The following is an 18,570-nucleotide window of genomic DNA, read 5'->3' on the forward strand; positions in this document are numbered from 1 at the left end:
CCGGGAACCTCCACCGTTGACTGAAGCTGGACTGACTGGGCGCAGCGCCGTCAGCGCGTGCCGCTCACCGCGTACTCGGGCAGGTGGGCCACGGCGGCCCGGCGATCCACAATGGACTGCAGGATCTCGCCGACGCGCACCGCGGTGTTGGACAGCAGCGACGACGTGATGCCGTGCGTGTGCTCGGTGCCGCCCTGCAGGTAGAGCCCGCCGCGCACGGCGGCGTCGGTGGTGATGCGGTAGTCGCGCTCAACGCGCAGCCGGCCTTCCGCGTCCCGCCGGCAGCCCGCGGCGAGCTCCCCGAGCAGCGGCGTCGGGTCCGCGGGCAGGTAGCCGGTGGCGTAGACGACGGCGTCGGCGTCGAGCACCGCGCGCTCACCGGTGGTCAGCGATTCGACGGTCGCGCGCACGTGGGTGCCGTGGTCGGTCACGTCCACGGGCCGGGAGACGTTGAACAGCCGCAGCCGCTCCACGCCGAGCACCTTCTCCTGGTAGACGCGGCGGTAGAGGTCGTCGATCAGGTCGAGGTCGACCGCGGAGTAGTTCGTGGCGCCGTGGTAGCGCATCAGCCGGTCCTTCACGGGCTCGCTGGCGCTGTAGAAGTGGTCGACCGCATCCGGGTCGAAGATGCGGTTGGCGAACGAGCTGTCGTCGGCCGGGCTGTAGCCGTAGCGCGCGAAGACCGCGCATACCTCGGCGTGCGGGAACTCGTCGTGCAGCAGTGCCGCGGCCTCGGCCGCGCTCTGGCCGGCGCCGACCACCACGAACCGCTTCGGTTCGCTGCCGCGCAACCGTTCGACGCGCGGCAGCAGCTGGCTGTTGTGCCAGATCCGCTCACTTCCGCTGACGCCTTCGGGCAGGTTGGGCCGCAGTCCCGTGCCCAGCACGAGGTTGCGGGCGCGCAGTTCCACGATCTCGTCGCCGGACTTCGCGCGGACGTCGAAGAAGACCACCTCGTCGCCGTCGCGCACCGGCTCGACCGACAGGACCTCGCTGCCGTAGGACACGACGTCGTCGACCTTGGCCGCCGCCCACTCGAAGTAGTCGTGGAACTCGATGCGCAGCGGGAAGAGGTTCTTGTGGTTGATGAAGTCGACCAGCCGGCCCTTGGCGTGCAGGTAGTTCAGGAAGCTGAACTCGCTCGTCGGGTTGCGCATGGTCGCGAGGTCCTTGAGGAACGAGACCTGCATCGTCGCGGTGTCGATCAGCATCCCGCGGTGCCAGCCGAACCGCGGCTGGCGCTCGAGGAAGTGCGCGGTGACCGTGTCACCGGACCCGGGCGCGGCGTTGTGCTCGGTCAGCGCGATCGCGAGGGCGAGGTTCGATGGTCCGAACCCCACCCCGACCACGTCGTACACCGGCACCTGGCCATCGACCACTGCTCGTGACATGAAAGTCCCCTAGCGCGGCACTGCCGCATCTCGGTTCGGCTCAGCTCCGACTCAAAAAGCTCAGGAAACCCTAACCTAACTTAGGACAGGCTCAGCTAGTACCGTGTGGGTGATGTTCGTCCCCTCGAACGCGAAAGGGATTCGCCGATGCGCGTGGCCATGTTCGGCTACCAGACCTGGGGGCACCGCACCTTGCGGGCCCTCATCGACGCCGGTCACGAGGTCGTCCTCGTGGTCACGCACCCGAAGAGCGACCACGCGTACGAGAAGATCTGGGACGATTCGGTGGCCGAGCTGGCCGAGGCCCACGGAATCCGCGCCCTGCTGCGCAACCGCCCCGACGATCCCGAGCTGCTGGCCGAGCTGAAGGCCGCGGAGCCGGAGCTGATCGTCGCGAACAACTGGCGGACCTGGCTGCCGCCGGAGATCTTCACCCTGCCGCCGCACGGCACGCTCAACGTCCACGACTCGCTGCTGCCCGCGTACGCCGGGTTCTCGCCGCTGATCTGGGCGCTGGTCAACGGCGAGCCCGAGGTCGGCGTGACCGCCCACCTGATGAACACGGAGCTCGACGCCGGCGACATCGTGGTGCAACGCGCCGTGCCGGTCGGCCCGAAGGACACGACCACGGACCTGTTCCACCGCACGGTGGATCTCATCGAGCCGATCGTCACCGAGGCACTCTCGCTCATCGGGACGGGCACCGTGGCGCCGATCGCCCAGGACCGGTCGAAGGCGAGCTTCTTCCACAAACGCGCCCCGCGCGACAGTCTCATCGACTGGACGTGGCCCGCGCCGGACATCGAACGGCTGGTGCGCGCGCAGTCCGACCCGTATCCCAACGCGTTCGCCTACCACCGCGGTCTTCCGTTGCGGATCGTGCGCGCGTCGGTGTCGGCCGGGCACTACGGCGGCACGCCGGGCCGCATCTTCATCAAGGAGGGCGACGGCGTGGTGATCGTCGCCGGTCCCGAAGCGCGCCGCGGCCACTCCCCCGGGCTGCTGGTCGAACGCGTGCGCACGGAGGACGGCGCGGACCTGGCGGCGGCCGACTACTTCACGACGATGGGCGGGTACCTCACCGATCGGCCTTGAATGTGCGGATCGGGATTTCGCCGATCGGCTGAAACTTCCGGTGAGCCGAGATTGTCGGTGCGCCGGGTTACGGTGGCCGCAACCGTGACCCGGTGTGCCGGGCCCGACCACTGGAGGAACGCACCATGGCCACCCCGATGTCCGCCGAGCGCGCTCGCGCCTTCCTCGCGGAAGGCAACCGCAGCGCCATCTTCGTCACCGTCCGTGCCGACGGCCGCCCGCACGCCGTCCCCGTCTGGTTCGCCACCGACGGCGACGACCTGCTGGTCAACATCACCCAGGACAGCGTGAAAGGCCGCGCGATCGCCGCCTCGGCCGAAGTCGCGCTCACCGTGCACGACGACGTGGCGCCCTACAGCTTCGTCTCGGTCAACGGCACGGCCGAGATCGTCACCGACCCCACCCGCGTCCGCAGCGGCTCGGAGCTCATCGCGCGCCGCTACCTGCCCGCCGAAGGCGTGGACCAGTTCGTCGGCTACGCCACCTCACCGGGCAAGGTCCTCGTCGTGGTCCACCCCACGCACACCACAGGCGTCGACGCCGTGGCTGGCTGACGCGTCAGGACTCGGTGACTTTCCCGTCCGCCACTTCGAAGCGCCGCGTGACCGAGACGGCGTCGAGCATGCGGCGGTCGTGGGTGACGAGCAGCAGTGTGCCGGGGTAGCGGTCCAAAGCGGACTCGAGCTGTTCGATCGCGGGCAGGTCGAGGTGGTTGGTGGGTTCGTCGAGTACGAGCAGGTTCACCCCGCGCGCCTGCAGCAACGCCAGCGCCGCGCGGGTGCGCTCGCCCGGGGAGAGCGTGGCTGCGGGGCGCAGCACGTGCGCGGCTTTGAGGCCGAACTTGGCGAGCAGGGTGCGGACCTCGGCGTCGGGCAGCTCCGGGACCTCGCGCGCGAACGCGTCGGCCAGCGGGACGTCGTCGAGGAACAGCCGGCGCGCCTGGTCGACCTCGCCGACGACGACGCCGGATCCGAGCGCGGCGCTGCCCTCGTCGAGCGGCAGCCGGCCGAGCAGAGCCGCCAGCAAAGTGGACTTGCCCGCGCCGTTGGCGCCCGTGATGGCGACCTTGTCCGCCCAGTCCACCTGCAGGTCGACGGGACCGAGCGTGAACGGCCCGCGGTGCACGACGGCACCGCGGAGCGTGGCGACGACCGCACCCGCGCGCGGGGCCGCCGCGATCTCCATGCGCAGCTCCCACTCCTTGCGCGGCTCGTCCACCACCTCCAGGCGCTCGATCATGCGCTCGGTCTGGCGCGCCTTCGACGCCTGCTTCTCCGTGGCCTCACTGCGGAACTTGCGGCCGACCTTGTCGTTGTCGGTCTGCTTGCGCCGCGCGTTCTTGACGCCCTTCTCCATCCACGAGCGCTGCATCTGCCCGCGCGCCTCCAGCGCCGAGCGGGTGGCGGCGTACTCCTCGTAGTCCTCGCGCGCGTGGCGGCGCGCGACGGCGCGTTCCTCCAAATAGGACTCGTAGCCGCCGCCGAACGTGTTCACCTGCTGCTGCGCGAGATCCAGCTCCACGACGCGGTCCACGGTGCGCGCGAGGAACTCGCGGTCGTGGCTCACGAGCACCGTGCCGGCGCGCAGGCCGGTGACGAACCGCTCGAGGCGGGTGAGGCCGTCGAGGTCGAGGTCGTTGGTGGGCTCGTCGAGCAGGAAGATGTCGTACCGGCTCAGCAGCAGCGACGCGAGCCCGGCCCGTGCGGCCTGCCCACCGGAGAGCGAGACCATCGGCTGGTCGAGGTCGACGGCCAGCCCCAGCTCCGCCGCCACCTCGCCGGCGCGGTCGTCGAGGTCGGCGCCGCCGAGCGCGAGCCACCGGTCGAGCGCCGTGCCGTACGTGTCGTCGGCACCCGCCACGCCCTCCGTCAACGCTTCGGTGGCGGCGTCGAGCTCACGCTGCGCTTCGGCGACCCCGGTGCGGCGGGCGAGGAACTGCCGCACCGACTCCCCCGGCCGCCGCTCGGGCTCCTGCGGGAGGTGACCGACGGTGGCCGTCGGCGGGTTCAGCCGGACCTCCCCCGACTCGGGCGGCTGCAGGCCCGCGAGGGTGCGCAGCAGCGTGGACTTGCCGGCGCCGTTGACGCCGACCAGCCCGACGACGTCGCCGGGAGCGACGACCAGGTCGAGGCCGGAGAACAGGATGCGGTCGCCGTGGCCGGAGGCCAGGCCCTTCGCGACGAGTGTTGCGCTCATTTCCCCGCTGATTCTACGGGTGGCGCTTCCGGCCGACGACGCGCTCCCAGTGTGTCGAGTGTCGTCCCCGTCACTGAACGTGGGTAGCCTGGGCGGGTTACGTACCACGGAGCAGTGAGGTCGGTGAAAGCGATGGCGGAACCCGCCACGTCGGTCACGCTCGGCCAGCGCGCGAAGCAGCGGGAACCCCGCTCGGTGGCGCCGCGGCCGACGGTCAGCAGGCGCCGCGAGGTGAGCCACGCGAGTGCCCGGTCCCTGTTGATGACCGTGCTGGGCGAGTACGTGCTGCCCCGCGACCGTCCCGTGTGGACGTCCATGCTCGTCGAAGCGCTGGGCATGCTGGACATCGAGGAGAAGTCGGCGCGCCAGGCCCTCGCGCGCTCGGCCGCCGAGGGCTGGCTGGTGTCCGAACGCGTCGGGCGGCGCGTGCGCTGGTCGCTCACGCCGCCGGGCCGCCGCCTGCTCACCGAAGGCGCGGACCGGATCTACGCGTTCGGGCGCGAGGCCGTCGCGTGGGAAGGCCGCTGGCTGATGCTGATCGTGTCGGTGCCCGAGGCCAAACGCGACCTGCGCCACCGCCTGCGCACGCGCCTGACGTGGGCCGGGTTCGGCTCGCCCGTCGCGGGCGTGTGGGTGAGCCCCGACCCGAGCCGGCAGCACGAAGCGCAGCAGATCGTGGCGGAACTGCAGCTCGACGCCCAGGCGATGTCGTTCACGGCCGCGTACGGCGAGGTCGGCGAGCAGGAGAGCATGGTCGAGCGGTCGTGGGACCTCTCGGAGCTGACCGACCGCTACGAGGACTTCATCGACCGCTTCACCGGCCTGCGCCCCGCGGGCGACCCGGCCGTGCTGCGCGCGCAGACCGAGCTGGTGCACGAATGGCGGCGCTTCCCGTTCCTCGACCCGCGGCTGCCGGCCGAGCTGCTGCCCGCCGAGTGGAGCGGCCGCAAGGCGAGCGAGCTGTTCCACCGCAAGCACGTGGAATGGCGGCCCACGGCCCAGGCGTACTGGGACAAGCTGCTGGACAACGAGGAGAACGCGTGACCCGGCTCGACCGCGAAGACGGCCTGGCGGTGCTGACGATCGACGCCCCGCCGCTCAACCTCTACACCGCTTCGCTGCAACGCGACCTGCTCGAAGCCATCACCGATCTCGAAGCCCGGCCGGCGCGGGCGTTGCTCATCCGGGCCGAGGGCCGCGTGGTCAGCGGCGGTGTGGACGTCGCGCTCTTCGACGCCCAGGGCTCGCCGGCCGAGGCGAAGGTGTTCTTCGACGAGCTGCTCAGGGTGCCCGACCGCATCGCCGCGCTGCCGTTCCCCACGGTGTTCGCCGCGCACGGCCTGTGCCTCACCTGGGCGTTCGAGGTGGCCGTGGCGTGCGACCTGCTGCTGGCCGCTTCGCGCGCGAAGTTCGGGCTCGTGGAGAAGGTGGTGGGCCTGACGCCGACGATGGGCGGCACCCAGCGCCTCGCCGCCCGCGCCGGAGTGGCGCGGGCCAAGGAGTTCGTGTTCACCGGCGACACCTACCCGGCCGAGACGCTCGAACGCTGGAACGTGGTGAACCGCGTGCTGCCCGACGAGGGCTTCTACGCCGCGGCGCGCGAGTTCACCGCCCGCCTCGCCGCCGGCCCCACGCAGGCGCACGCGGCCACCAAACGGGTGCTGGCCCACTTCGAGCACGGCGGCGTGCCCGAGGCCAACGCCCACGTCACCTCGATCGCCGCCGAGCTGTTCGACACCGAGGACCTGCGCGGCGCGGTGAAGTCGTTCCTCGCCGACGGACCCGGCAAGGCGAGCTTCACCGGCCGCTGAGCCCTCAGCGCGGCAGTTGCCCCACCCGGTCGACGATCCCGTAGCCGACGACGGCGCCCTGCGTGGTCCCGAGGTAGGTGTAGGTCGTCGCGTCGAAGACCAGGGTCACGTCGTGGCCGGGCCAGGTGATGCCGACGCCCGGGCGGCCCGCCGCGTCGCTCACGTGGTCCACGGCCTGCAGGCCCGGCACCTTCGCGGCGGCGTCGAACAGCGCGGCCTTGGTCCGCGGCGGCAGGTAGGCCTCGCCGACGAGCATCTGCACGTCCTTGCCCATGGCGTTCGCGTCGCCGCTGGTGTTCTTGTTCAGGTAGCTGAACATCGCGTCGGTGGTGGTCGGCAGGTCGGTCCGGTAGGCCGGCATCACGACACACGGCTCTTCGGTGCCGTTGGCGGCCGGATTGTTCGCGCCCTCGACGCGGTACTTGCCGTCGACGCACGCCGGCAACGGGAAGGCCTGGCCGTCCTGCTTGACGTAGCCGTCGTGCTTGCCGTCGGCGGAGATCCAGGCTTCGCGGTCGCTGTACGCGTACTGGGTCTTGACGTACACGAACTGGTCGGGCCGCGGTGGGGCGTCGGGCAGCTTGAGCGCCTCGGCCGCGGCGCCGTGCAGCACGCGCACGGGGTCGGCGGCCGCTCGCGGCGGCGTCAGCGGGCCGTCGCCGGTGGGCGCGAACGAGACGACGGCGGTGATGGCCGCGGCGAGCCCCACTGTCGCGGCGCCGGCCTGCCACAGGCGTTTCCCGGTCTTGCGGCTGCGCTCGCTCGCGACGGGAACGCCGCGAGCAGTTGCGGCTGGAGGCGAACAAAAGCGCACGCAAGAACGTCCCGTTTTTGGACGTGACGTTCAGCGTTCAGAAGTCGGTGACGGTGCTGCACGCGTCGTTCGAGGCGCAGCAGGTTCAGGCTGAACGGACGGCTGAACGTCTCACCGCTGCGCTCGAGGCGGCGGCCGGTGCGGGCAGCGCGGACCCGGGGGAGCTGGCCGAGCTGTCGCGGCGCCGGGACGACGCCAGGGTGGCGGCGGCGTCGTGGCGGGCGCACCGCGACGCGGTCGAGGACGAGATCTGGGCCGGGAACCGCGCGGCACTTGACTACCTGTCCGAGCACGCCGGCTACTCCCGGGTCGGGCACCACGGCGGCACCGCCGGTCGGTTCCTTGACGCGCATGACTGGGTGATCGCGTCGTTTTTCCAGCACGACTCGAGCAATCACGACCCGCACTTACACATCCACAACCCGATCCTCAACCGCGTGCAGGGCTCCGACGGCAAGTGGCGCACGCTGGACTCGAAGGCGATCCACAAGTTCCGGGGCGCCGCCGCGGCGGTCGGGGAGCGCACGACCGAGGAGCACCTGGCGCAGTCGCTGGGCCTGCGCGTGGCCACGCGCCCGGACGGGACGGCCCGCGAGATCGTGGGTATGGACCAGCGGGCGATGGACCTGTTCAGCTCGCGCCGGCGCGCGGTGACAAAGAAGACCGCCGCGCTAGTGGAGGCGTTCGAGATGCGGTTCCGCCGGGAGCCGAACTCGCTGGAGCTGGACCGGCTGCAGCGACAGGCCACGCTGCAGAACGACGAGCGCTACCTCGACGACGAGGAGGACGCCGCGTTCCTGGCGATCATGCACGCCAACCGCGACGACCTGGCCGCCGCCCTCACCAACCTGATCGCACGGCCGAACACCGACGGCCCGAATTGGCCGACCGTCGAAACCGACGACGTGCCGGTGTCCAAGCCGATCCCCGTGCTGACGCAGCCGGCACGGCAGGACGACTCGCGGACGCTTGAACAGGAGTTCGCCGACGCGGTCGGCGACATGTCCCCCGCGACCTGCACATAATCGCCAGCGCCGACGCCTACGGCGCCCTCAAGCACAAGGTGCTCGACCGCTGCCAGGCGACCGGCGAAACCCAGACCCGGGTGCTGGCCAGCGTCAGCTCCGACGACCGCGCCTTCGTCGGCCGCGCCGACAACCCGGCCGCGTTCCTCACCAGCCGCATCTACCTCTGATCCCCGACACGACCAGCGATCGCCGAACACGATGCCCACCGGCGACTGCCGTGAGCTGATCAGCCGGATTCAGCACATCCAAATCTGCCCTCAACGCCGGCGTCGCGATCCGCCTGGGCCAGTGGGCCGCGCTCGGTGACTGGCAGAGCCTGTCCGCCGCCGGCCGCGCCCACGCCGGTACCCGGGCCCTCGCCGAACTCGACAAGGTCATCGAGCACCTCGTGATGCTGCGCCACCGCCTCGCCCAGCAACTCGGCCCGCAGACCTGCCCGCCCGACGACCACCGCGAGAGGAGGTGCGCCCGATGAACTGCGACCCCGCCAACGGCGACGGCCACTGCTTCGTGAAATCCAACGTGGACCCGGCGGTCTGGGTCTGCTGCAAATCCGATTGCGGCGCCACCGAGCAGCGCTGACCAGGAAAGACGGTCGGGCCAGGGACTAGCTGGCCCGACCGGCCCCGACTCTACCCAGGTCGGAGGCAGGCAGGCGACCACCGCCACCACGAACACCTTCTCCATTGACGCAGAGGACACCGACACGGACCTCAACCACGAAGCCCGCGAACAGCTCCGCGACGCCGGCATCACCCCCGCCGAGTGGGCGCGGCGCAACTTCCAGACCGAGCATTGGCACGACGATGAGTGCGGCTGCACCGATGACCGCTGCATCGGCTACCACCACGACGAGGACGACGACTGCGGATGCCTGCCCGTGCTTCTAGACCAGGAAGGCGACCTCTGATGGCGGCCCGCAAGTGCCGCACGGCGTCGGCGCGCAGCCGCACCGCGACACACCGGCCGGCCACGCGGCGCCGCCGGTTCCGCCTCAACGACCTGGTCGCGGTCGACCAGGTCGACGGCTTCGGCAACACAGTCTCGCCGCCGGTCGGCACATGGGTCGGCACCCGGCTACGCGCCAGCCTGGACATCGCCGAAGCAATCGCCTAATCCGGTCGCGACGACGCAGCAACGACGGAAGGGGACTCCCACTACCGGTGGAAGTCCCCTTCTTCGGTTCGCCCTGTCCTAGGGTGGGACTTTTTCGACGCGGTCGGGGCGAGAGTCCGTGGCTTGGCTCCTAATACGACGGCGACCAGGGCCCCGGCGACCATGCAGGCGCCCACGACCCACAGTCCGGCGCGCTGGGTGCCGGTCAGATCGCGCAGCCAACCGGTGACATAGGGGGCGGCGAAGCCGCTGATGTTGCCGAGTGAGTTGATGAGCGCGATCCCGCCGGCGGCCGCGGTGCCCGAGAGGAAGTTCGACGGAAGTGTCCAGAACGTCGGCAGCGCGCAGCAGACGCCGACGGCGCAGATGGTCACCGCGACCATCGCGGCGTAGGGGTTGCCGAGGTACAACGCGATGGGAATCGCGACACCGCCGAGGATCATGGGCAGCGCCACGTGCCATTTCCGCTCGCCGGTGCGATCGCCGTGCCGCGCCCAGAACACCATGACGACGGCCGCGATCACGTACGGGATCGCGGTGACAAGGCCGGACTGAGTCACCGAGAGCTTCGTGCCGAACTGTGCGCCGAAACCCGAGACGATGGTGGGCAGGAAGAAGCCCAGCGCGAACAATCCGTAAGTGATCCCGAAGTACACGAACGCGAGCGCCAGGATCCGGGGATGGGTGAGTGCCTTCTTCAGTGGCCAGTGGTGCTCGGCTTCGGTGGCCCGGCGCTCCGCGGCGATCTCGTCGGAGAGCCACGCGCGCTCGTCCTCGGTGAGCCACTTGGCCTTCTCCGGCCGGTCGGTGAGGTAGAACCAGGTGGCGAACGCGAGCAGGATCGCAGGGATGCCCTCCACGAGGAACATGAACCGCCAGCCGGTGAGACCGAAGACACCGTCGCCGTGCGCGATGAGCAGGCTCGAGACGGTCGAGCCGATGGCCGAGGAGACGGGGATCGCCGCCATGAACAATGCGACTGCTTTCGCGCGTTGTGCTGCTGGGAACCAGTAGGTCAGGTACAGGATGATGCCCGGGAAAAAGCCCGCTTCGGCGACGCCGAGTAGGAACCGCAGGATGATTAGCGTTGTCGCGTTGGGTACGAAGGCCAGCACGGTTGCGACCACACCCCAGGTGATCATGATTCGGGCGAGCCAGCGGCGCGCGCCGAAGCGGTGCAGTGCGAGGTTGCTCGGGACTTCCAGGATCAGGTACCCCAGGAAGAAGATGCCCGATGCGAACCCGAACGCGGTGGAGGTGAGCCCAAGTTCCTTGTTCATTCCGTTCGGTCCAGCGAAACCGGTGTTCACACGGTCGAGGTAGTTGACGAAGTACAACAGAGCCAGGAACGGCATGACCCGGATGGCGACCTTTGCGAGGACGCGATTGCCGGGTGTGGACCTCTGCGTTGGCATGGACGGCATCCAAGTACACAAAACTATCGCCATCATGTGGCTTTGGTCACTCCGTTCTGCTCTTGAGGGGGAGGAGGCGATCCTGCCGGCGGTGACCGGGCGCCGCTTGTGGGTGATCACCCGGCCCGTCCGTCACGATCGAGATGCCCGTGCTGCGGCAATCACGGCCGCGGTCGGGCGCCCCGGTCACGAGCCGCTGATGTTCCGGAGTTCGCCGGTGTTGGTGAGGTCGTAGCTGCCCAGGGCGGTGATGGCGGTGCGGACGGTGGGGGCCCAACCAGGCACGACTTGTCGTAGAAAACGGCTGAATCCCATTCGGGCACCGCCGGGCTTCTACACTCGACCTCCAGGTGACGGAAGGACGGGGATGGCCGAGGTGAACGGTCGCCGAGCGACGGCGGGGCGGCTGCGCACGCGCGAGGTCGACGACGCGGTGCTGAAGGCGACCATCCGGCGACTCGTCGAAGATGGCTACCCGGGCATGTCCCTGGCGAAGGTCGCGGCGGACGCCGGGACGACCCGACCGAGATGATCGAGAAGCGCAGGCCCGTTGCGTCCGTGAGTGACCTGTCGCCACCTCGCCGACCTCCCCGAGGGCTATCACGCCGTGTCAAAGGGGCAGTTCGGCCGGCAGGCTCCAGACCGGACGGAAGTGCCCCCTCGACACGACGTGATCGGGCTACGCCAGGTCGACGAGATGGTCAAGAGGCCACCCACTTGTAGGTGGAGACCTACAAAGGGCGACTCACGCTGAGTAGTTTAGCCTGCATAGCTTCAATTACTTTTGTCCCTTTTCGGCCAGCCTCATGCGTACTGTCAGTGACCTAGGACTCGCGCGCAGCGATCTCCTCCGCGCTCACGGGGTCCCTCGGTACGCCATACGCAGCCCGGCCCTTCAGGAAATGGACGGTGTCCCGAGCGACGTCGGCCACGTGATCCGCCTCTTCCATCTCCTTCCAGAGCGCGCGAATCTCAGGCGATGCCCAGGCCACAAGCCGCGCTTCCATGTCGACGTGTTCCTCGCCGGTGATCTCAGTTTCTGCCGGCGGGTAGTCGCTCATCTCCGGCCAGAAGTTGTAGTTCTCAGGGCGGAGCCGCGCCAGCTTGAGCAGGTACTTGACCGCGTCCTCGTACACCACAAATCGCCGCTCGGAGACGATCTGTTGGCGGTGGCCAATCAGGTTCGTTTCGGACAGCCGTCGCGCTTGCCTGAACCCGGCGACCGCCACAAACGCCGTCCCCCAGACGCCGACCAGCGTTGCTGTTGCCGAGACAGCCGCGCCCTGAACCTGCGCGTTCAAAGACGCGACCCACGACACGAGGCTGGTAGTCACAGTCGAGTTCACTGCGGGAATCTTAAGAGTGTGTCTCATTTGGTGAGTTTCTTGTAGCAGGTGAGGGTGGCAGCGAGGGTGAGGAAGGCGCGGAAGTGGTTGGCGTGGCGGTCATATCGGATGGTCAGTCGGTGGTAGCCGAAGAGCCAGGCGATGGATCGTTCGATGGCCCAGCGGTGTTTGCCGAGTTTCTTGCTGGTCTCGATGCCTGTGCGGGCGATGCGCGCGGCGATGCCGCGGTCGCGGACCCGGTCCCGCGGGTCGGCCTGGTCGTAGGCCTTGTCGGCGTGCAGCTTGCCGGGTTTGCGGCGGCGGGGTCCGCGCCGGGACCTGATCGACGGGATCGCCATGACCAGAGGTGTGAGGGCGGAGGAGTCGTGGGTGTTGGCGGCGAGTACCGCGCCCGCCAGGGGCAGGCCGGCGCGGTCGGACAGAACATGGGTCTTCGATTCGGGGCTTGCCGCGGTCGACCGGGTTGGGCCGGTCATGGGTCCCCTTTTTTCGCGCGCACCGATGCTCCGTCCAGGACTGCCCGGGACCAGTCGATCTCGCCTTGACTACCCAGTTCGTCCAGGACAGCCCGGTGCAGCCGGGGCCATAGACCGGCTTTGGTCCATTCGGTGAACCGGCGATGCGCGGTCGGCACCGTGACCCCGAACGACGGTGGCAGCATTCGCCACGCGCACCCTCGTCCGGCACCAACCGCCGGGACAACGCATCGACCACGGCACACGATCATGTACCACCAGCCACAAGATCCATACGAGGCACGCTCTTGAGTGTTGTTTTATCGGCGAGTGCTACCGGGACGCCCAGCTCGTCGATCACAGCGAAATGAGAAGCCCTGTCCTGCCTCAAAAACCGGGGCAGGACAGGGCGTAATCCGTTGCTACTGCGTGATACCCACCGAAGCGTTCAGCAGGCTGCTGTTCGCGTCGTCCCCTTCCAGGGAGAACATCATCACGCCCCCGAGGTTCTGGTCGTGGACGAACTGGAGTTTGTAGGAGATCGATTGCGGAGTTTCGACGCTCCACCAGTTGGTGCCGTCGTAGGCCCAGGTGCTCTTGGAAGCCCCGTCCATCCAGTAGCCGTTGAGCTTACCGGCGTCCTTGAGCTCCTTGTAGAAGGCGACGCCCGGTTGCTGGGAGAGCGGGAAGGCCGGTGACGGGGCGGTGGCCGGTTGGTAGAGGCCGTGTTGACCGCCGTCGGGGACGCCGGACCAGCCGCGCGCGTAGAACGGGATGCCGATGGACAGTTTCGACGCCGGGAAGCCGCCGAGGGTGACGTAGCGGTACACGGTGTCGGAAACGTCCAGTCCTTGCGCGAAGGCCGGGTTGCCTTGCGCGTTGGTCAGCGGCGCGTTGAAGTTGGTCGGTCCGGTGCCTTCCCAGGCACCGTGCATGTCATACGTCATCACGTCGGCCATGTCGAGCACGCCCGAGAGCTGGGGCAGCGGCAGCTTGGCGATGTCGGTCGGCCCGGCGGGCAGGGCGGCGGTGATGCTGTAGTGCTTGCCGCCCAGGGCGTCGAGCTGCGTACGGAACTCCTGGAGCAGCGCGGCGTAGTTGGCCGTGTCCGCGTCGCTGAAGTGGTTGCCCGCGTGGCCGTCGCCGCTGGCTGGGAACTCCCAGTCGATGTCGAACCCGTCGAAGATCCCCGCGGCGGCACCTTGGCCGCCGGCCGGGCTGCCGTCGAGCACCGGCAGGTTGCCCTTGATGTAGAGGTCGATGCACGAGCTCACGAACTTCTTGCGCGAGGCGTCGGTGGCCGCCACGTCGGAGAAGTACTTCGAGTACGTCCAGCCGCCCAGCGAGAGCAGCACTTTCAGGTTCGGGTGCTTCGCCTTGAGTTGCTTGAGCTGGTTGAAGTTGCCCTTCAACGGCTGGTCCCAGGCGTCGGTGGAGCCGTCGACGCTATTGTCGGCGTTGAACCCGACCTGGTAGTCGGCCCAGGCGTCAGAGGCGCCGTCGTTGCCGGTCGTGTCGCTCTCGTCCGACGAGCCGGCCTTGTTCGCCGCGAAACACGTGAGGTTGACCGGGTCGATGTTTTCGAACGCATAGTTCAGCGTGGTCAGCTTCCCGGCGGCACCTCGCGTGTCGAGGTCTTTGAGCGGGAAGTTGTTGGCGTAGATCGACCAGCTGGTGTAGTACGCAGTGCGTGACGCCGGCTGGGGAGCGCTGTCCGCGGACGAGGGGATGGCCAGCAGCTCGTCATGATCGGGGTCGGTGGGCACGGTGGGCGGATTGTTGGGGTCCGGAACCGCGAGACCGCCCTGAGCGAACTCCCACATCGCCAGCACAGCGCCGTTGTACATGGGGCCGGAGGTGATGCTTTGGCCATTGGACCAGGCGGTGTTGCCCACGACGAACGGCGTCTGGAAGGTGTTGTCACACGTTTGCACGCAGACGAAGATCGGGCCTCCACTGTTACCCGGGCTGCCGACGCAAAACGACGAGAGCCAGGTCTCAAGGCCGTTCGTGGTGACCTTTTCCGCGCCGGGGTCGGTGCACTCCGTCAGCCCGGGCTGTCCCGCGTCCCCGCTCTGGTAGCCGAACACATCGGCGACGAACTCGTCTTCCACGTTGTTCGGGCGCATCGTGGCGAGGGCTCCGACGGCGTCCACGAGGCGCTGGCCGGCGGGATTCGGGTCGATGTTGATGAAGGCGAAGTCGCGTGAGATGTCGATGTTCTGCTGCGCGATCTCGGCGTCGTTGAGGCCCGACCACATCCCGTCACCGGCGAAGCCACCCCACGGACCTGTGGGCACGTTGTTCACCGCGTCCCAGGAAACGCCGTATTCGGGGATGAAGAAGGTGTTCTGGGACCAGCCGTGTGCGTCCTTGACGCAATGGGCGGCGGTCTGGATGAGGCCGGCGTTCTGGCCCGGGCTGATCGAGAATGCCGTGCAGATGTTTGCGTTTCCGGCGCTGTCCTCGAACAGCAGAAGACCGATCTTTGACCTCAGGCCCGCGAATAGATCGTCATCGCCTTCCTGGGCCGGGACTTGAACGGCGGCACTCTTCACTGTCGTCCCGCTCGGCACATCCGCCAGGAACTTCCTGGCCTGTGGGTTCGTGGCCTTGGCCGACAGAAGGCCCTGCACGACGTCGGGGTGGGCGGCCAACACCTTCTTCTCCCGCTGCGGCGTCCAGTATGCGGTGAGCGCGGCCGCGCGCGACGGATAGTGATCGGCGTTCGTGACGCGAGACTTCGCCGGCGCATGGGCCGGTGCCTGGCTCGGTGTCGCCGCCTGGGCGTGCGCAATGGCCGGTACGGCGGCGTCGAGGCTTAGGCAGGCGACCAGCACCACCAGCAGTTTCCGTAGGGGTCTTCTACCCCTTCTCGAAGAGCGCATGAGAGAACCTTTCGTTGTGAGCATGTGGTTGGGACCAGCGAGCGGGGTGAATAGTAGGGCCGGGTGATCGATCGTGGCCGTAACAACGATCAAGCTGTGGTCCGGTAGTCCGGCAACATTGCCCGTTGGAGCTGAGTGCTGCGTCACGCCCGTTTTGGACGACTCCGCATTTCCGAGGGCCGAGAGATACGAGCATGACCGGCGCCGGTTTCCCGCACGGTGTCCAAACCCGGCTGGCTGACTGTTAGGCCGTTGGGGGACATCGGAACGAGGCCAACGCTGAGCGGTAGAGATCGGCTGCCCGCAGTGCGGGCGAGCTGCGAGATCACGTGTAACAGACCACGCATTGGCTGGGCGATCGCAGATCCATATCACTCTGGCCAGCGGGTTCCAGGCTTATACTGCAACGGCAGTTGGTGGTGTTGTGGTAGATCATCGTGGTGGTGGTCGATGTGGCGATGGATCAGCTGGACCGGGTGCATGAGCGGGGCCGGTTCGCGCGGTCGGAGCCGCGTAATCGTGCGCGGGAGTATGTGTCCGGGCTGGTCGCGGGTTTGGAGCGGACGAACGGATGGACGCTGGCCGAGCAGGCCGGTGAGGTGTCGCCGGATGGGATGCAGCGGTTGCTGCGCTGGGCGGACTGGGACATCGACGGTGTTCGTGACGACGTTCGCGACTACGTGGTCGAGCATCTGGGTGAGCCGGGTGGGGTGCTGATCGTGGACGACACCGGGTTCCTGAAGAAAGGCACGATGTCGGCCGGGGTGCAGCGGCAGTATTCGGGCACTGCCGGGCGGATCGAGAACTGTCAGATCGGTACGTTCCTGGCCTATGCCTCCGAGCGTGGGCATGCGCTGATCGACCGCGAGCTGTATCTGCCCGAGCCCTGGATCGCCGACCCCGCCCGGTGCCGGCGGGCGGGAATCCCGGAAGGGACCGGGTTCGAGACCAAGCCGCGCCAGGCCATGGCGATGCTGGCGCGGGCGTTCGCCACAAAGGTGCCCTTCGGGTGGATCACCGCTGACGAAGCCTACGGTCAGGGCAAATACCTGCGGTTGTGGCTGGAAGCACACGACGCCGCACACGTGCTGGCCACCAAGGTCAACGACACCCTGGTCACCACCGGCGGTCGCGAAGCCCGAGCCGACCAGCTGATCGCTAGCCTGCCTGCCCGGGCGTGGCGGCGGCTGTCGGTCGGGGCCGGGGCGCACGGGCCGCGCGAGTACGACTGGGCGCGAGTGCCGATCCGGATCGGCTGGCCGCCCGGGCGCGGACACTGGCTGCTCGCCCGCCGCTCACTCTCGGATCCGTCCGAGATCGCCTACTACGTCTGCTATGGACCCCGCCGCTCGACGCTGCTGGACCTGGCCTGGATCGCCGGCACCCGCTGGCGGATCGAGGAATGCTTCCAGCAGGCCAAGAACGAAGCCGGACTCGATCACTACCAGGTCCGGTCCTGGCGGGCCTGGTATGCCCACATCACCCTGTCCATGCTCGCCCACGCCTGGCTCGCCGTCTCCCGATCCCTTGCCATAAAAGGGGAACCGGTACCACCGAGCCAGGCATGATCGGATTCACGATACCGGAAATCCGGCGCCTGCTCACCAAGCTGGTCTTGCGCGTCACCGACGCCGCCGACCACATCTGGGCATGGTCCCGCTTCCGCCGCCGACGACAACACCAAGCACGGCTCAGCCACTACAAACGACGCGGCTACCCACTCACCTAACTGCCGTTGCAGTACTAGTTCGGGGTAACTAGTGTCCTGAGTCGGTAGTTCGTGGGCAGCTGTAGGGTGTGGTGATGCCGAGCCCGAAGCTTGACCCCGTGGTGCTCTCTGATGAGGAACGGTCGGTGTTGACCGGGTGGGCGCGTCGCCGCAAGACCGCGCAGGCGCTGGCGTTGCGAGCCCGGATTGTGTTGCGCTGCGCCGAGGGCGGGTCGATCGGCGAGGTCGCCGGGGATGTGGGTGTCTCACGGAACACGGTGTCGAAATGGCGGTCGCGGTTTGCCGAAGACCGGCTGGAGGGTTTGTCGGATGAGCCTCGCCCTGGCCGGCCGCGCCTGATCACTGACGAGCGGGTGGACGTGGTGATCACCAAGACGCTGGAGGAAACGCCGGGCCAGGACACGCACTGGTCGACTCGCTCGATGGCCTCGGCCACGGGGATGTCGCAGTCAGCGATCTCGCGGATCTGGCGGGCATTCGGGCTCAAACCGCACGCGATCGAGACCTGGAAACTGTCCACAGACCCGCAATTCGTGGACAAGGTCCGCGATGTCGTCGGCCTCTACATGAGCCCACCCGAGAACGCGCTGGTCCTCGCGGTCGACGAGAAATCCCAGATGCAGGCGATCGATCGCACCGCACCGATTCTGCCGATCATGCCCACCACCCCGGCACGGATGACCCACGACTACGTCCGGCACGGCACCACCAGCCTGTTCGCCGCCTTCGACATCTCCAGCGGCTCGGTGATCGCACAGCACTACCGTCGACATCGCCATCAGGAGTTCCTGCGGTTCCTGAAGCTGATCGATGCCGCGGTCCCGAAAGACCTGAACCTGCATCTGGTGCTGGACAACTACGCCACCCACAAGACACCCAAGGTCAAGGAATGGCTGATCCGGCACCCGCGGTTCCACCTGCACTTCACACCGACCAGCAGTTCCTGGCTGAACCTGGTCGAACGATGGTTCGCCGAACTGACCAACCGCAAGCTGCGCCGCTCAGCCCATCGCAGCGTCACCGAACTCGAACGCGACGTCCGGTGCTGGATCAACGAATGGAACGCCGACCCGAAACCGTTCGCCTGGACCAAGCCAGCCGACCAGATCCTGGAAACCCTCTCCGCATACTGACAACTAATTAACGACTCACGACACTAGAGATCACATTCCGCGACCTCGGGGGGAATCGTTGGCGACGAATCGGCAGCCGACCGCCAGTCCCGGACGTCGAGTCGCGACCGTGACCAACAAGACTTGGTGTCACAACGCGCGAACAGTCGATGC

General features: G+C 68.2%; 17 protein-coding genes and 1 pseudogene. 10 read left to right on the forward strand and 8 right to left on the reverse strand.

The window, feature by feature from the left end:
• Positions 1 to 50 precede the first annotated feature (50 nt).
• Positions 51 to 1,391, reverse strand: coding sequence for a lysine N(6)-hydroxylase/L-ornithine N(5)-oxygenase family protein (locus tag AB0878_RS04315; RefSeq protein WP_366576365.1), 1,341 nt, complete (start codon positions 1,389 to 1,391; stop codon positions 51 to 53).
• Positions 1,392 to 1,538: 147 nt separating this feature from the next.
• Between AB0878_RS04315 and AB0878_RS04320 the strand changes: the two genes are divergently transcribed.
• Together AB0878_RS04320 and AB0878_RS04325 are read left to right on the forward strand one after the other, a co-directional pair.
• The gene (locus AB0878_RS04320; protein ID WP_366576367.1) at positions 1,539 to 2,486 is read left to right on the forward strand and encodes a methionyl-tRNA formyltransferase; all 948 of its coding nucleotides are present in this window, start codon (positions 1,539 to 1,541) and stop codon (positions 2,484 to 2,486) included.
• Positions 2,487 to 2,611: 125 nt separating this feature from the next.
• The gene (locus tag AB0878_RS04325; RefSeq protein ID WP_366576369.1) at positions 2,612 to 3,040 is read left to right on the forward strand and encodes a PPOX class F420-dependent oxidoreductase; all 429 of its coding nucleotides are present in this window, start codon (positions 2,612 to 2,614) and stop codon (positions 3,038 to 3,040) included.
• A 4-nt stretch (positions 3,041 to 3,044) separates the two neighbouring features.
• Here AB0878_RS04325 and AB0878_RS04330 read toward each other — a convergent pair whose 3' ends face one another.
• Positions 3,045 to 4,682 carry an ABC-F family ATP-binding cassette domain-containing protein gene (locus AB0878_RS04330; protein WP_366576371.1) on the reverse strand — a complete coding sequence of 546 codons (1,638 nt, stop codon included), beginning with the start codon at positions 4,680 to 4,682 and terminating at the stop codon, positions 3,045 to 3,047.
• Between the two features lie 132 nt (positions 4,683 to 4,814).
• Between AB0878_RS04330 and AB0878_RS04335 the strand changes: the two genes are divergently transcribed.
• Both AB0878_RS04335 and AB0878_RS04340 read left to right on the forward strand, forming a co-directional pair.
• The gene (locus tag AB0878_RS04335) at positions 4,815 to 5,726 is read left to right on the forward strand and encodes a PaaX family transcriptional regulator C-terminal domain-containing protein (protein ID WP_366576373.1); all 912 of its coding nucleotides are present in this window, start codon (positions 4,815 to 4,817) and stop codon (positions 5,724 to 5,726) included.
• Positions 5,723 to 6,493 (forward strand): enoyl-CoA hydratase/isomerase family protein, encoded by a 771-nt coding sequence (locus AB0878_RS04340; protein WP_366576374.1) that lies wholly within the window; start codon positions 5,723 to 5,725, stop codon positions 6,491 to 6,493. The genes AB0878_RS04335 and AB0878_RS04340 overlap by 4 nt, the downstream gene beginning before the upstream one ends.
• 4 nt (positions 6,494 to 6,497) lie before the next feature.
• Here AB0878_RS04340 and AB0878_RS04345 read toward each other — a convergent pair whose 3' ends face one another.
• Positions 6,498 to 7,307: a CU044_5270 family protein gene (locus tag AB0878_RS04345; protein WP_366576376.1), complete on the reverse strand. Its 810-nt coding sequence runs from the start codon at positions 7,305 to 7,307 to the stop codon at positions 6,498 to 6,500.
• A 23-nt stretch (positions 7,308 to 7,330) separates the two neighbouring features.
• Here AB0878_RS04345 and mobF point away from each other — a divergent pair, with 23 nt between their 5' ends.
• On the forward strand, positions 7,331 to 8,332 hold the full coding sequence (gene mobF / locus AB0878_RS04350; protein ID WP_366576377.1) for a MobF family relaxase: 1,002 nt from the start codon (positions 7,331 to 7,333) through the stop codon (positions 8,330 to 8,332).
• Positions 8,333 to 8,370: 38 nt separating this feature from the next.
• A complete protein-coding gene (locus AB0878_RS04355) occupies positions 8,371 to 8,502 on the forward strand; it encodes a hypothetical protein (RefSeq protein ID WP_366576379.1) in 132 nt (43 codons plus the stop codon).
• Positions 8,503 to 8,561: 59 nt separating this feature from the next.
• Here AB0878_RS04355 and AB0878_RS04360 read toward each other — a convergent pair whose 3' ends face one another.
• The gene (locus AB0878_RS04360; protein WP_366576381.1) at positions 8,562 to 8,786 is read right to left on the reverse strand and encodes a hypothetical protein; all 225 of its coding nucleotides are present in this window, start codon (positions 8,784 to 8,786) and stop codon (positions 8,562 to 8,564) included.
• Between the two features lie 458 nt (positions 8,787 to 9,244).
• Between AB0878_RS04360 and AB0878_RS04365 the strand changes: the two genes are divergently transcribed.
• A complete protein-coding gene (locus AB0878_RS04365) occupies positions 9,245 to 9,451 on the forward strand; it encodes a hypothetical protein (protein ID WP_366576383.1) in 207 nt (68 codons plus the stop codon).
• 41 nt (positions 9,452 to 9,492) lie between these two features.
• On the opposite strand, the gene AB0878_RS04370 is transcribed toward AB0878_RS04365, so the two are convergent.
• Complete coding sequence (locus AB0878_RS04370) at positions 9,493 to 10,866, reverse strand: MFS transporter (RefSeq protein ID WP_366576988.1); 1,374 nt, start codon at positions 10,864 to 10,866, stop codon at positions 9,493 to 9,495.
• A gap of 367 nt (positions 10,867 to 11,233) precedes the next feature.
• Here AB0878_RS04370 and AB0878_RS04375 point away from each other — a divergent pair, with 367 nt between their 5' ends.
• The gene (locus tag AB0878_RS04375) at positions 11,234 to 11,398 is read left to right on the forward strand and encodes a hypothetical protein (RefSeq protein WP_366576385.1); all 165 of its coding nucleotides are present in this window, start codon (positions 11,234 to 11,236) and stop codon (positions 11,396 to 11,398) included.
• 292 nt (positions 11,399 to 11,690) lie between these two features.
• Here AB0878_RS04375 and AB0878_RS04380 read toward each other — a convergent pair whose 3' ends face one another.
• The 3 genes and pseudogenes from AB0878_RS04380 to AB0878_RS04390 all read right to left on the reverse strand — a co-directional run bounded on the left by AB0878_RS04380 (position 11,691) and on the right by AB0878_RS04390 (position 15,702).
• Positions 11,691 to 12,212 carry a hypothetical protein gene (locus AB0878_RS04380; protein ID WP_366576387.1) on the reverse strand — a complete coding sequence of 174 codons (522 nt, stop codon included), beginning with the start codon at positions 12,210 to 12,212 and terminating at the stop codon, positions 11,691 to 11,693.
• 23 nt (positions 12,213 to 12,235) lie between these two features.
• Positions 12,236 to 12,888: pseudogene (locus tag AB0878_RS04385) on the reverse strand (IS5 family transposase); the annotation flags it as partial.
• Between the two features lie 201 nt (positions 12,889 to 13,089).
• Positions 13,090 to 15,702 carry a glycosyl hydrolase family 18 protein gene (locus AB0878_RS04390; RefSeq protein WP_366576389.1) on the reverse strand — a complete coding sequence of 871 codons (2,613 nt, stop codon included), beginning with the start codon at positions 15,700 to 15,702 and terminating at the stop codon, positions 13,090 to 13,092.
• A 293-nt stretch (positions 15,703 to 15,995) separates the two neighbouring features.
• Here AB0878_RS04390 and AB0878_RS04395 point away from each other — a divergent pair, with 293 nt between their 5' ends.
• Together AB0878_RS04395 and AB0878_RS04400 are read left to right on the forward strand one after the other, a co-directional pair.
• Positions 15,996 to 17,123 (forward strand): IS701 family transposase, encoded by a 1,128-nt coding sequence (locus tag AB0878_RS04395; protein WP_366576990.1) that lies wholly within the window; start codon positions 15,996 to 15,998, stop codon positions 17,121 to 17,123.
• 235 nt (positions 17,124 to 17,358) lie between these two features.
• Entirely contained in the window at positions 17,359 to 18,417 is a 1,059-nt protein-coding gene (locus AB0878_RS04400; RefSeq protein WP_366576391.1) for an IS630 family transposase, read from the forward strand.
• The last annotated feature ends 153 nt before the right edge of the window (positions 18,418 to 18,570 follow it).

It is taken from the genome of Amycolatopsis sp. NPDC047767, assembly GCF_040704195.1.
In the GTDB taxonomy this organism is placed as follows: domain Bacteria; phylum Actinomycetota; class Actinomycetes; order Mycobacteriales; family Pseudonocardiaceae; genus Amycolatopsis.